This window comes from Paracoccaceae bacterium (assembly GCA_012103375.1).
Classification (GTDB): domain Bacteria; phylum Pseudomonadota; class Alphaproteobacteria; order Rhodobacterales; family Rhodobacteraceae; genus WLWX01.
In genome coordinates, this window is record WLWX01000001.1 from 3400813 (window position 1) to 3413358 (window position 12546).

General features: G+C 60.7%; 10 protein-coding genes. 3 read left to right on the plus strand and 7 right to left on the minus strand.

Annotation, left to right across the window (positions count from 1 at the left end):
• Positions 1 to 14: 14 nt before the first annotated feature.
• Both GKR99_17415 and secA read right to left on the minus strand, forming a co-directional pair.
• The gene (locus GKR99_17415; protein NKB29230.1) at positions 15 to 980 is read right to left on the minus strand and encodes a hypothetical protein; all 966 of its coding nucleotides are present in this window, start codon (positions 978 to 980) and stop codon (positions 15 to 17) included.
• A 201-nt stretch (positions 981 to 1181) separates the two neighbouring features.
• Positions 1182 to 3881 (minus strand): preprotein translocase subunit SecA, encoded by a 2700-nt coding sequence (gene secA, locus GKR99_17420; protein NKB29231.1) that lies wholly within the window; start codon positions 3879 to 3881, stop codon positions 1182 to 1184.
• Between the two features lie 185 nt (positions 3882 to 4066).
• Between secA and GKR99_17425 the strand changes: the two genes are divergently transcribed.
• From GKR99_17425 to mutT, 3 genes are read left to right on the plus strand one after another with little or no spacing between them, the layout of a single operon-like run.
• Complete coding sequence (locus GKR99_17425) at positions 4067 to 4927, plus strand: peptidylprolyl isomerase (protein NKB29232.1); 861 nt, start codon at positions 4067 to 4069, stop codon at positions 4925 to 4927.
• Positions 4928 to 4949: 22 nt separating this feature from the next.
• A complete protein-coding gene (gene argJ / locus GKR99_17430) occupies positions 4950 to 6242 on the plus strand; it encodes a bifunctional glutamate N-acetyltransferase/amino-acid acetyltransferase ArgJ (GenBank protein NKB29233.1) in 1293 nt (430 codons plus the stop codon).
• A complete protein-coding gene (gene mutT, locus GKR99_17435) occupies positions 6239 to 6637 on the plus strand; it encodes an 8-oxo-dGTP diphosphatase MutT (GenBank protein ID NKB29234.1) in 399 nt (132 codons plus the stop codon). The genes argJ and mutT overlap by 4 nt, the downstream gene beginning before the upstream one ends.
• Before the next feature lie 3 nt (positions 6638 to 6640).
• Here mutT and GKR99_17440 read toward each other — a convergent pair whose 3' ends face one another.
• From GKR99_17440 to nusA, 5 genes are all read right to left on the minus strand, one after another.
• On the minus strand, positions 6641 to 7189 hold the full coding sequence (locus tag GKR99_17440; protein ID NKB29235.1) for a pyridoxamine 5'-phosphate oxidase family protein: 549 nt from the start codon (positions 7187 to 7189) through the stop codon (positions 6641 to 6643).
• A 68-nt stretch (positions 7190 to 7257) separates the two neighbouring features.
• Positions 7258 to 7632, minus strand: a complete 375-nt coding sequence (locus GKR99_17445) for a hypothetical protein (GenBank protein NKB29236.1) — start codon at positions 7630 to 7632, stop codon at positions 7258 to 7260.
• 129 nt (positions 7633 to 7761) lie between these two features.
• The gene (gene infB / locus GKR99_17450; GenBank protein NKB29237.1) at positions 7762 to 10251 is read right to left on the minus strand and encodes a translation initiation factor IF-2; all 2490 of its coding nucleotides are present in this window, start codon (positions 10249 to 10251) and stop codon (positions 7762 to 7764) included.
• Positions 10248 to 10880, minus strand: a complete 633-nt coding sequence (locus GKR99_17455; protein NKB29238.1) for an RNA-binding protein — start codon at positions 10878 to 10880, stop codon at positions 10248 to 10250. The genes infB and GKR99_17455 overlap by 4 nt, the downstream gene beginning before the upstream one ends.
• Positions 10881 to 10905: 25 nt before the next feature.
• Positions 10906 to 12543 carry a transcription termination/antitermination protein NusA gene (gene nusA / locus GKR99_17460; GenBank protein ID NKB29239.1) on the minus strand — a complete coding sequence of 546 codons (1638 nt, stop codon included), beginning with the start codon at positions 12541 to 12543 and terminating at the stop codon, positions 10906 to 10908.
• Between the last annotated feature and the right edge of the window lie 3 nt (positions 12544 to 12546).

A 12546-nucleotide genomic window follows, 5' to 3' on the forward strand; every position in this document is an offset into this window, starting at 1 on the left:
CGGCTTGGGCGGTATCAGTTCGCCGCAATCTTTATGGTTCCGATGGTTTTTTTCAACACCTGAGTGCCCTCATCCGCCCCACAAGCCGGCATTTCCAGGCTGAGGTCGGTGATAACCGGCACGCCGTCAGTCTGTGTCTGTATCGCCTGACCGGCCAGTGTCGTTCCGCAGGTCTGATCCGTGGCTGCCGCCTCTACAAATACATCGACAACGCCATTGGGCATCGCGTCAGAAACCGGAAAACTATAGACCTCGGCCATTGCAAGTTCGGGGTCGCCCAGCCGCAGCAAAGTGCCGCCCTTGGTCCACGGACTTCCCGGAGACTGGTTCCAGACATGCCCCGCCTCGCCAGGGCGCGCCCCGAATTCAAGGGCGTGAAGCGTCAGGCCCGCATCGCCCTGCCATTGCACGCCGACGCGCCGCATGGTGCCCGCATCTGGCGCGGCAATGGTGATTTCTGCTGTCGCGTCGCCCACGGCGGCCTGAAAGGTTGCCAGAATTGTCAGCGCCGGAACCGCCGTGCTGTAGCGACCATAGGCATCGGTGCGTCCTGAAAACGCCAGGGCACCGTGCCGAATATCGACCCGGGCACCGGGGTCGCATGGTGCATCAAGCGCCAGCAGGATAAGCCCTTCACCGCCAAGCACGGCATCAAGCTGAGGGGTGCAGGTGCGGCCCGCGTTGTCTGTGTCGCCATCAATCGACGGGCTTGGCGTGGCCGAGGCCGGAATCTGCCGCGTCATTAGTGGCCGGTTCACCGGTTGAAGCGGCGGGCGCATGTCCATCGGTGGTCTAAACACGGCATCAACCGTGCCAATTTCTCCGGCGGTGAATGTGGCGTGACGCAGCCGGGCGCCATTGTCGGGGGCCTGATACCCCAGAACCGACGCAACCGCCGGTGTGTCGTGAAATGCGTAACCTGCCCCCAGGATGGCCGATGCAATCAGCCCGATGGTTACAGCGGTTTTTTTACTGCTCATCGCTGCCTCCGTCGTTAACGTGCAATATGTTCGATAATGGAAACATTACCGAATTATTGGGCCGATCCTAAGGCCAAAAATCAAATTCTGCATCATGCAAATCGAACGCAGATTTCGTGGCAGTTGCGGCACCGACCGCTAGGTCTAGCCCTCAGCGCAAGGCCGACACAATTCTGCCCCATTTCCGCCCAAATTCTGACCCTATGCCAGACGCCCGTGGCAATGTTTGAATTTCTTCCCTGAACCACAGGGGCAGGCATCGTTGCGGGCCGGGTTGCCCCAGGTGGTCGGATCGCCTTCAACAAACCCCGGCGCGGCGTCTTCGGGCCGTGGTTCCGGCGCGGCCTCGTCGACCTGCGCCTGTTGCTGCCCCTGTTGCTGTGCAGTCATCTGGCGCAGCATCTCGGCCTGTTCTTCCGCGCTGAGCGGACGTATCTGACCCAGCTTCTGGGTTACATCGGCGCGCAAGCTGTCCAGCATGGATTCGAACAGCTGAAAGCTTTCGTTCTTGTATTCGTTCAGCGGGTCGCGCTGGGCATAGCCACGGAATCCGACGACCGAGCGCAGGTGTTCCAGCGTCAGCAGATGTTCGCGCCACTTCGCATCAATCGTCTGCAACAGGATCTGCTTTTCGATCGAGCGCATATTCTCGGGCCCGAACTGCGCCGCCTTGGCGGCCATCATCTCGTCACTGGCTTTGTAAAGGCGTTCGCGAATTTCTTCGTCGTCGACACCGTCTTCATCCATCCAGGTCGCCACATCCGTGTCGATATTGACCCGCTCGACCATAGCGGCGTGAAGTCCCGCTCCGTCCCACTGGTCGGCGTAAGTCTTCGCCGGAATGAACTCATCGACCGCATCGTCGATCACCTGGTGGCGCATATCCTCGGCAATCTCGGCAATCTCTTCGGCTTCCATGATGTCGCGGCGCTGGGTGAAGATCACTTTGCGCTGTTCGTTCATCACATCGTCGAACTTCAGCAGCTGCTTGCGGATGTCGAAGTTGCGCCCTTCGACCTTGGCCTGCGCCTTCTCAAGGCTTTTATTCACCCAAGGGTGCACAATCGCCTCACCCTCTTTCATGCCGAGCGTGCTGAGCACTTTGTCGAGGCGTTCTGATCCGAAAATCCGCATCAGATCGTCTTCCAGGCTCAGGAAGAACGAGGATTTGCCCGGGTCACCCTGACGGCCAGACCGGCCGCGCAACTGGTTGTCGATCCGCCGGCTTTCGTGGCGTTCCGAGGCGAGCACAAACAGACCGCCCGCCGCCAGAACCTTGGCCTTTTCGTCGGCATGCTCTGCCTCGATCCGGGTGCGCACAGCTTCCGGGTCAGCCTCTGGGTCGGCGGTCAGCGCTTCCAGCACCTTCATCTCGACGTTGCCACCCAGCTGAATGTCGGTTCCGCGCCCGGCCATATTGGTCGCGATAGTCACCGCGCCGAACTTGCCCGCATCGGCAATGATCTGCGCTTCCTGTTCGTGCTGGCGCGCGTTCAGGACGTTGTGCGTAATCCCTTCCTTGGACAGGATCTGGCTGATCTCTTCAGATTTCTCGATCGAGGTGGTGCCGACCAGCACCGGCTGACCCTTTTCGTGGGCCTTCTTGGTTTCCTCGATAATCGCGGCGTATTTCTCGACCGCCGTGCGATAGACTGCGTCGTGTTCATCAACCCGCGCGACATCCTGGTTGGTCGGAATTTCCACCACACCCAATCCGTAAATTTCGTTGAATTCTTCGGCCTCGGTCGCCGCCGTACCGGTCATCCCGGCCAGCTTGTCGTAAAGCCGGAAGTAATTCTGGAACGTCACGCTGGCCAATGTCACGTTTTCGGGCTGAATCGAGACATCTTCCTTGGCCTCGATCGCCTGGTGCAGACCATCCGACAAGCGGCGGCCAGACATCATCCGCCCGGTGAATTCGTCGATCAGAACAACTTCGCCATCGCGAACGATGTAATCCTTGTCCTTGGTAAAAAGTTTATGCGCGCGAAGCCCCTGGTTGATGTGGTGCACGATGGTCGTGCTTTCCGGGTCATACAGCGTCTGCCCTTCTGGCAGGATGCCCGAGGCTGTCAGGTGTTCTTCCAGAAACTCGTTGCCCTCGTCCGTGAAAGTCACGTTTCGGGTTTTTTCGTCCAGGCTGAAATGTTCTTCCGTCAGCTCGGGGATCACCTTGTCGATGGTAATGTACAGCTCACTGCGGTCCTGCGCGGGGCCAGAGATGATCAGCGGCGTGCGGGCCTCATCAATCAGGATGCTGTCCACTTCGTCCACAATCGCGAAATTGTGGAAGCGTTGGTGCATCTCTTTCAGTTCGGATTTCATGTTGTCGCGCAGATAATCGAAGCCAAGTTCGTTATTGGTCGCGTAAGTGACATCGGCGGCATAGGCCTGCGCCTTCTCGGCCTCGGGCTGTTGCGGATAGACGGCGCCGGTGGTCAGACCCAGCGCCGCGAACACCTTGCCCATCCATTCCGCATCACGACGCACCAGATAGTCGTTGACCGTAACGATATGCACGCCCTTGCCGGACAGGGCGTTCAGATAGGCCGGGAAGGTCGCAACCAGCGTCTTGCCCTCACCCGTCTTCATCTCGGCGATGTTACCGCGATGCAGGAAGATGCCACCCATCAGCTGCACATCGAAGGCCCTCAGGCCCAGCGCGCGGCGCGCGGCTTCGCGGCAGTTTGCGAAGGCTTCGACCAGCAGATCGTCCAGATCGGCCCCGCCCATGGCCTTCTTGGCCAGGTCTTCGGTCTTGGCCTTGATCTGATCGTCGCTGAATGCCTCATACTCGGCCTCTAGCGCGTTGATCTGGTCGATGATCGGGCGCACCGATTTGATCAATCGGTCATTCGGCGTGCCAAATACCTTTTTGGCAATCGTTCCAATACCCAGCATGTTCTCTCCGACGATTCTGCGCGCTTGACAGGAAGTTGTTGGGGATGCGCTTGCCCGCAATCCGGGCGCGCCATAAGTAGTGACGCAAGGGCGGCCCCTTAACCGGCCTCGGGCCGATGTAAGGTTCCGCAAGTTACGTGTCAACGCCACCCGCCACCGGCGGGCCCCGTGGAAGGAAATATGCCATGACGTTTCACCGTTTTGCCGGCCCAGCGCTGGCAGTTCTGATTGCTGCTGCAACACCTGGGTTTGCCCAGACGGATGAGGTTGCCGACCCGATGAGCGCCGAGACCGTCGTCGCCACGGTCAATGGCACCCCAATCACGCTGGGGCACATGATCGTGCTGCGCGCGCGCCTGCCCGAGCAATACGCCAATGCCCCGACCGAGGTGTTGTTTGACGGCATCCTTGATCAGCTGGTCCAGCAACAGGCGCTTGCAGCGCAGGCAAGTGACCTGTCGCGAACCTCGGAACTGGTGATGGACAACGAACGCCGGGCGCTTCTTGCCAATGAAGCGTTGCTGAGTGCGGGGCGCGATTCGGTCACAGAGGACGCGGTTCAGGATCTCTACAACGACACCATCGCCAACGCTGAACCCCTTCCGGAATTCAACGCATCCCACATTCTGGTCGAAACCGAAGAAGAAGCGCAGGCGATTGTCGAAATGCTGGAAGGCGGCGCGGATTTTGCAGAAACCGCCAAGGAAAAATCCACCGGTCCAAGCGGTCCGAATGGTGGACAGCTGGGCTGGTTCGGGCTGGGCGCAATGGTGCCGGAGTTTGAGAAGGCAGTGACCGAACTTGAAGACGGCGCAATCTCGGGCCCGGTTCAGACCCAATTCGGCTGGCACGTGCTGAAACGCAACGACAGCCGCGACAAGCCCAAGCCCGCGCTGGAAGACGTGCGCGGATCACTGACCGAAGACCTGCGCGGACTGGCCATCGAGGCTGCAGTCGAAGCTGCCGTGGAATCCGCAGATGTTGTTTTGACAGACAAGTCCACGCTGGACCCTGCCGCGCTGGTCGATACAACTCTTCTGGAGTGATACTTCGGGGCGGTTGACCGGCATGGGCAAGAAAAAGGCAAAACTGAAGGCGAAGATTCGGCGTCTGAAGGCCGAACTGGCTGCGGCGCAGACCCATACGGGCGGCGTATCGCCGCTCGCTCCGGCAGGATTTCCGGACTTGCCGGTCATCGACGGCGTGCGGTTCGCAAGTGCGGCGGCGGGTGTCAAATACACCGGGCGTGACGACGTCATGCTGGCTGAACTGGCCCCCGGTACGACGATTGCCGGGGTGTTCACGCAATCGGCCACACGCTCGACCCCGGTGATGGATTGCCAGGCGAAGATCGGCGCCGATTCGGGTGATGGCGCGGCGATCATTGTGAACTCTGGCAATGCGAACGCCTTCACCGGGCGCAACGGGGTCGACGCGACGGCGGCCGTGACCGGTGCGGTTGCAAAGACCCTATCCTTGCCGGAATCACGCGTGTTTTCAGCATCTACCGGAGTGATCGGTGAACCCCTGCCATATGGCCGCATGACCGCGAAAATAGCCGAGTTGCACAGCGCACTGGACGCCGGTGGGATCGCCGGGGCAGCGCGTGCGATCATGACAACAGATACATTTCCCAAGGGCGCCGGGGCTGCTGTTTCGGTCGACGGCAAGACGGTCCGTATCGCCGGCTTCGCCAAGGGATCGGGCATGATCGCGCCGGATATGGCAACGATGCTGTCCTATGTCTTCACTGACGCCGTTCTGGATCAGGCAGAATTGCAAGCGATGTTGGAATCCCTTGCGGACACGACATTCAACGCCATCACGGTCGACAGCGACACGTCGACGTCTGACACGCTGATGGCGGCCGCCACCGGGGCTTCTGGCGTTAATGCGGCGGGCTCCGAAGCGTTTCGCGACGCGATGCATACCGTGTTGCAGGATCTGGCCCATCAGGTCGTTCGCGACGGAGAGGGTGCGACGAAATTCGTTGCCGTGCATGTCACCGGAGCGACCGATCACATGGACGCAAAGCGCGCAGCCCGCGCAATCGCCGATTCGCCATTGGTGAAAACCGCCGTTGCAGGCGAAGATCCTAACTGGGGGCGCGTTGTCATGGCGTTGGGAAAATCCGGTGCCGCGGCGGATCGGGACCGCGTGGCGATCCGGTTTGGGCCGCATCCCGTGGCCGAAAACGGCTGGGTTTCGCCCGACTATTCCGAAGACGCCGCCGCCGCCTATATGAAAAACGCCGAGTTAGAGATCACTGTCGATCTGGGCCTTGGGACTGGCGCTGCGACAGTCTGGACCTGCGATCTGACCCACGGATACATCCAGATCAACGCCGACTATCGTTCGTGAAAACGCTGCTGGTGTCTGCCGTTGCGTTGATCGACGTGGATGGGCGCGTTTTGTTGGCCCAGCGACCAGCGGGCAAATCCATGGCGGGCCTGTGGGAGTTTCCGGGCGGCAAGGTCGAACCCGGTGAAACGCCCGAGGTTGCCCTGATCCGCGAGTTGCACGAAGAACTTGGCATCGACACCTGGGAAAGCTGCCTTGCACCGCTGACCTTCGCCAGCCACAACTACGACGATTTCCACCTTCTGATGCCCCTGTTCGCCTGCCGCAAATGGCAGGGACAACCCGTGGCGCAAGAAGGGCAAACCCTTGCCTGGGTACGCCCGAAGGATATGCGAAGCTACCCGATGCCACCCGCCGATCTTCCGCTGATCCCGATCCTCAGGGATTGGCTGTAGCGATCAATCCTCGGCGATGCCCGTGGCAAAGCCATCAATGGTTTCGGCATTTCTGCGCTGCCAATAGTCCCTGACGCCCTCTGGACCCATTTTGGCGAAAACTGGTGTCAGTTCTTCTTCAAGACGGTCGCTTTCGAAGGTCATGACCGGAACGCCGAAGCCGCAGGATGTCTGCACCCCGTCAATCGTCAAGTTGAACACCTGACGTGAACCGGCAAGCTTCGGGAAAGCGGAAATTGCATCGGCCCAGCCGTTATCGCGCGGGTGAATAACCGTCGCCTGCCCATAGAGCCGCAGAATTAACGCATCGCCCGTGAAGGCGCAAAACATCAGCGTCATCCGATTGCAGGCCCGTATATGGCCAGCCGTTTCGTTCCCGCTGCCAGAAAGATTCAACCACATGATCCGGTTGTCATCGATAATCCTGAGCGTATCCGCACCCTTGGGCGACACGTTCACGCGACCCGTTTCGGCAGCGGTCGAGACGAAAAAAACAGGCTGGTTTTCGATGAACGCCCGCAGCGTTCCGTTCAGTTTCTTGCCAAGCGGCATGAGGCCCCCTAAAATGGAAGTATCCTGAGAATGCGGAGCGACACTGTCAAGCTGACGCAAGCGACACCTCAATCGCCACGCAGCGCATCCGCCGGTCCCTGAACCGAGCCGCGCTGGCCGCGGATGAACAGATCGGTGGCGTTCTTCGGATTGTGGATATCCTTGATGAAGTTGCCCAGCTTGTTGCCCTTCACACATGTCTTGTAGCCATTGGCCCTGATCTTGTTGAACCGCTTACCAGCCTTCATGCCGCGCGGGCACAGCCCGCCCATGCGCATCACCCGGCACTCGGCCCCGGGGTGTTCTGCAACAAATCGTTCGCACCAGGCTTCTGCCTTGGCGCGGTTTTCGGCAGAGCGTTCCGCGCGGCCCGCGGCGGCGGGGCTGGCAAAGGATGCCGTGATCATGGCAACGGTCAACGTGGCGGTTATAAAGCGGGTCATACAGCGTCCTTTCCTGATGGTATCTCTGGTGTAGGTCGCTGGAACGCCGCCGAAGGTTCAGATTTTCGACGAAGGGACAAAAAAAGCCGCCCAACGGGCGGCCTTTCATGTGACTTGTTTTCGGTGCGGTTACGATAGCGTGCGTTCAACCTCTTCACGTTCGAAGATCTCGATCACATCGCCTTCGCGGATGTCTTCGTAATTCTCGAACGCCATGCCGCATTCCTGGCCTGACTGCACTTCGGCAACTTCGTCCTTGAAGCGTTTCAGGGTCTTCAGCGTGCCATCGTGGATCACCACGTCGTCACGCAGCAAGCGCACACCGGCAGATCTGCGGGCGACGCCTTCGGTCACAAGACAGCCGGCGACCCGGCCAACGTTCGAGACCTTGAAGACCTCTTTGATCGAAGCATAGCCGATGAACTTTTCGCGCACTTCGGCGCTCAGCAGGCCGCTGGCGGCGGCTTTCACGTCGTCCACAAGATCGTAAATCACCGAATAATACCGGATCTCGACGCCCTTCTGGTTCGCCGTGTTGCGCGCGCTGGCGTTGGCGCGAACATTAAAGCCCATAACCGGCGCGCCCGAGGCTTCGGCAAGCCCGATGTCACTTTCAGTGATCGCACCGACGCCCGAATGTAGAACCCGCACCCGCACTTCGTCGTTGCCGATTTTTTCCATCGCCTGGACGATCGCCTCGGCAGAACCCTGCACATCGGCTTTCACCAGGATAGGCAGTTCGGACACGTCCTCATCCGCCTTGGCGTTGGCCATCAGCTGTTCCAGGCTGGTCGCGGCACCGGCAGCGGCGCGTTTGTCCTTGGCCGCTTTTTTGCGGTATTCGGCAATCTCACGCGCCTGCGCTTCGGTATCGACCACGTTCAGCACGTCACCCGCTTCGGGTGTGCCGTTCAGGCCAAGAACCTCGACCGGAACACTTGGCCCGGCCTCTTTCACGCGGTCGCCCTTGTCATCGATCAACGCGCGGACCTTGCCCCACTGTTCGCCCACAACGAAGATATCCCCGGTGCGCAGCGTTCCGTTTTGCACCAGAACCGTCGCCACAGGGCCACGGCCCACATCCAGCTGCGCCTCGATCACGGCGCCAGTGGCGGCCCGTTCGGGGTTCGCCTTCAGTTCCAGCAATTCCGACTGCAACGAGATCGCTTCCAGCAACTGTTCCAGCCCGTCGCCTTTCAGCGCCGAAACCTCAACGTCCTGCACTTCGCCCGACATCTTCTCGACGATGACTTCGTATTGCAAAAGATCGGTGCGCACCTTGTCCGGGTTCGCCTCGGGGTGGTCCATCTTGTTGATCGCGATGATCATCGGAACTTCCACCGCCTGCGCATGGCGGATGGCTTCAATCGTCTGCGGCATGACCGCATCATCCGCGGCGACAACCAGCACCACGATATCCGTCACCTGCGCCCCACGGGCCCGCATCGAGGTAAATGCCGCATGGCCCGGCGTGTCCAGGAAGGTCATTTTCACGCCGTCCTGATCGACCTGATAGGCACCGATATGCTGGGTGATGCCGCCCGCCTCGCCCGAGACGACCTTGGCGTTGCGGATCGCATCCAGAAGCGAGGTTTTACCGTGGTCGACGTGACCCATCACGGTGATCACCGGCGGGCGCGATTGCAGATCTTTGTCGTCATCCTCGACCGGCTGAATCACATCCTCGACGTCGGCGTCCGAGACGCGCACAACCTTGTGGCCGAATTCTTCAATGATCAGTTCGGCTGTATCGGCGTCGACGGTCTGGTTCTGGGTGGCCATGATGCCGTTGGTCATCAGGGATTTCACCACATCGGCAACCTTTTCGGACATCCGGTTGGCCAGTTCCGACACCATGATTGCTTCGGGCAGCTGAACCTCGCGCACGACCTTTTCGCGTTCGACCGGGCCGCCCATTGCCTTCTGGCGCGCACGCTCTTGCTTGCGCTTCATCGCGGCCATCGAACGTTGCCGCCCGCCTTCGCCGCCACGCAGCGCCTGATTCAGCGTCAGCTTGCCGGTGCGGCGCGCATCATCGCGCCCGCCTGCGGTTTTGCGCTTGTCGCGATCTTCACGCTCGCGTTCCTTGCGCGTTGGGGCCGCCTTGGGCGCCCCGCCCCGCGGTGCGGGCGCTGCGGTAGGATCAGTCGGGGCCGCGGGGGCTGCGTTCACCTTGGCAACCTCGGCCTCGCGCTTCTTGCGCTCATCCTCTTCGGCCTTGGCGCGGGCACGCTCTTCGCGTTCCTGGTCTTCGCGTTCCTTGGCCTCAATCTCGGCCTTGCGCTTTTCCCGATCTTCGGCGCGGGCTTTTTCTTCGGCTTCGCGGGCCTCGGTCTCCTCGGCCTCGCGCGCTTTGGCGCTGGCCAGGGCCTTCATCCGGCGCTCCAGTTCGGCATCCGAAATGCCCGCAGGACGTTTGGACGGATCGGCCTTGGGCGTGGCCGCCACAGCAGCAGCGCCCGCCGTCGAACCAGCAGCCGCCTTTGGCATCACCACGCGCTTGCGCTTGGTTTCGACCACGACATTCTTGGTCCGCCCGTGGCTGAAGCTTTGCTTCACTTGCCCCGAACGCGGCCCGCCACGCAGGCCCAATGTCTTTTTGCCGTCAGAATCGCTCATATATTCTTCGTACCCTTTCCGGTGGACGCTCCACCGAGATCTTCGCGCAGGCCAGATAGTCGCGCGGCGTCCTCAACAATAGACTTTGTGAGTCCCCCCGGCGCGAGCGCCGCATGTATCACATGTTCTCGCCCGAATGCCAAACCCAATTCTGAGGCGGTCAAAACACCGATAAACGCGCCTTTTCCGGGCGGTGAGCTTAGCTTGTTTTTGCCGCGTCCCGACCCGTCACTGGCTTGAACCAGCACCTGCGCATCCTCATTGACCAGCCAGTTCTTGACCTTTTCGAACCCGGCCACCGCCTTGCCCGCCTTGCGCGCCAACCCGATCAACGAGGCGACGCGCGCCGCCAGCTGCGCCTCGACATCCTGCGTCAGCGTTTCGGGAACCTTTACGGGCCGTTTCGCCGCGCGGCTGAACAGGTTCTTTTTGACCGCCATATCCAGATGCTTGCGGTTGGCCGCGACATACATTCCGCGCCCCGGCAATTTGCCAGCAATATCGGGAACGACCTGATCGTCAGGGCCGACAACAAAGCGGATCAGCCCTGATTTAGGGCCGGATTCGCGCGAAACAAGACACGTCCGTTCCGGCGCGCCCCGTTCCTTGTTATGACCCCCACGAGTCACGATGCGACGCCCCCGAGGCCTGAGATCAGGCCCCGGTCTCCTCGGTCGCTTCTGTGGCTGCTTCGCCCTCTTCGCCTTCGGCCACGTCGTCTTCGCTGGCAAGATCAGCCGGATCGACCCAACCAAGCTGAATGCGCGCGGTCATCACCATGGCCTGCGCTTCTTCCAGCCCGACATCGAATTTTTCCAGCACCCCGTCATCCTTGTGGCGTTCGCCATCAACCGTGGTCCAGCCACCGGCAATTTCCCAGTCGGCGAGCGTCGCAAAATCTTCAAGCGATTTCACATCGTCTTCCGCCAGTGCCTGAATCATCTGCGGCGTCAGCCCCTCAAAGGCAACAAGGCTGTCCTGCACGCCCAACTCGCGCGCTTTTTCCAGCGCCGCGCGATTCTGCGCCTCAAGATGGTCGCGCGCACGGGCCTGCAATTCGCCGGCGGTGTCTTCATCTACCCCGTCGATGACCAGCAGTTCCTCGGCCTCGACATAAGCGACTTCTTCCAGGCTGGTGAACCCTTCCGAGACCAGAAGCTGGGCGAAGAATTCGTCCAGATCCAGCGTATCCATGAACAGCTTGGTGCGAAGTTCGAATTCGGCCTGACGACGCTGGCTTTCCTCCTCCTCGGTCATGATGTCGATGTCCAGATGCGTCAGCTGGCTGGCCAGACGCACGTTCTGGCCACGACGGCCGATGGCCAGGCTCAGCTGTTCTTCGGGCACGACGACTTCGATCCGCTCGGCGTCTTCGTCCAGAACCACCTTCGAGACTTCGGCAGGCTGAAGCGCGTTCACCAGGAAAGTCGGGATATCCTCATTCCATGGGATGATGTCGATCTTTTCGCCCTGAAGCTCGTTCACGACGGCCTGCACTCGTGATCCGCGCATGCCGACGCAGGCCCCCACGGGGTCAATCGAGCCGTCATAGCTGATCACGGCGATCTTGGCGCGGCTACCCGGATCACGGGCCACGGCCTTGATCTCGATGATGCCGTCGTAAATCTCGGGCACTTCCATCTTGAACAGCTCGACCATGAATTCCGGTGCGGTGCGCGACAGGAAGATCTGCGGCCCCCGGACTTCGCGGCGCACGTCTTTGATGTAGCAGCGGATGCGGTCGTTCGGGCGATAGCTTTCGCGCCCGATCTTGTCGTTGCGGCGCAGGATACCTTCGCCGGTGCCCACATCGACGATGACGTTGCCGTATTCTTCGCGCTTGACGACGCCGTTGATGATCTGACCGGCGCGATCCTTGAATTCTTCGTACTGACGATCCCGTTCCGCTTCGCGCACCTTTTGCAGGATCACCTGCTTGGCGCTCTGCGCGGCGATCCGGCCCATTTCGACCGGCGGAACCTCTTCGATCAGCTGCTGCCCAACTTCCGGCGCGTCCATATACTGCTTGGCCTGCTCTACCGTGAATTCGGCCTGGTAGTTCTCAAGCTCTTCATCCTCGACCACCGTACGAACCCGTGTGAAGGTCGCCTTGCCGGTCTTGCGGTCAATCGCCACGCGGATGTCCATTTCCGCGCCAAAGCGGGACTTCGCCGCCCGGGCGAGGCTTTCTTCCATCGCTTCGATGACCAGCACCGGGTCGATCATTTTCTCGCGCGCGACCGCTTCGGCGGTTTGCAGCAGTTCCAGCTGGTTTGCGGATGTAATGGCCATGGT

Excerpts from the sequence above, each read along its gene's own strand:
- GKR99_17415 (NKB29230.1), bottom strand. The coding sequence starts at position 980 with ATGAGCAGTAAAAAAACCGCTGTAACCATCGGGCTGATTGCATCGGCC.
- secA (NKB29231.1), bottom strand. The coding sequence starts at position 3,881 with ATGCTGGGTATTGGAACGATTGCCAAAAAGGTATTTGGCACGCCGAAT.
- GKR99_17425 (NKB29232.1), top strand. The coding sequence starts at position 4,067 with ATGACGTTTCACCGTTTTGCCGGCCCAGCGCTGGCAGTTCTGATTGCT.
- argJ (NKB29233.1), top strand. The coding sequence starts at position 4,950 with ATGGGCAAGAAAAAGGCAAAACTGAAGGCGAAGATTCGGCGTCTGAAG.
- GKR99_17440 (NKB29235.1), bottom strand. The coding sequence starts at position 7,189 with ATGCCGCTTGGCAAGAAACTGAACGGAACGCTGCGGGCGTTCATCGAA.
- GKR99_17445 (NKB29236.1), bottom strand. The coding sequence starts at position 7,632 with ATGACCCGCTTTATAACCGCCACGTTGACCGTTGCCATGATCACGGCA.
- infB (NKB29237.1), bottom strand. The coding sequence starts at position 10,251 with ATGAGCGATTCTGACGGCAAAAAGACATTGGGCCTGCGTGGCGGGCCG.
- nusA (NKB29239.1), bottom strand. The coding sequence starts at position 12,543 with ATGGCCATTACATCCGCAAACCAGCTGGAACTGCTGCAAACCGCCGAA.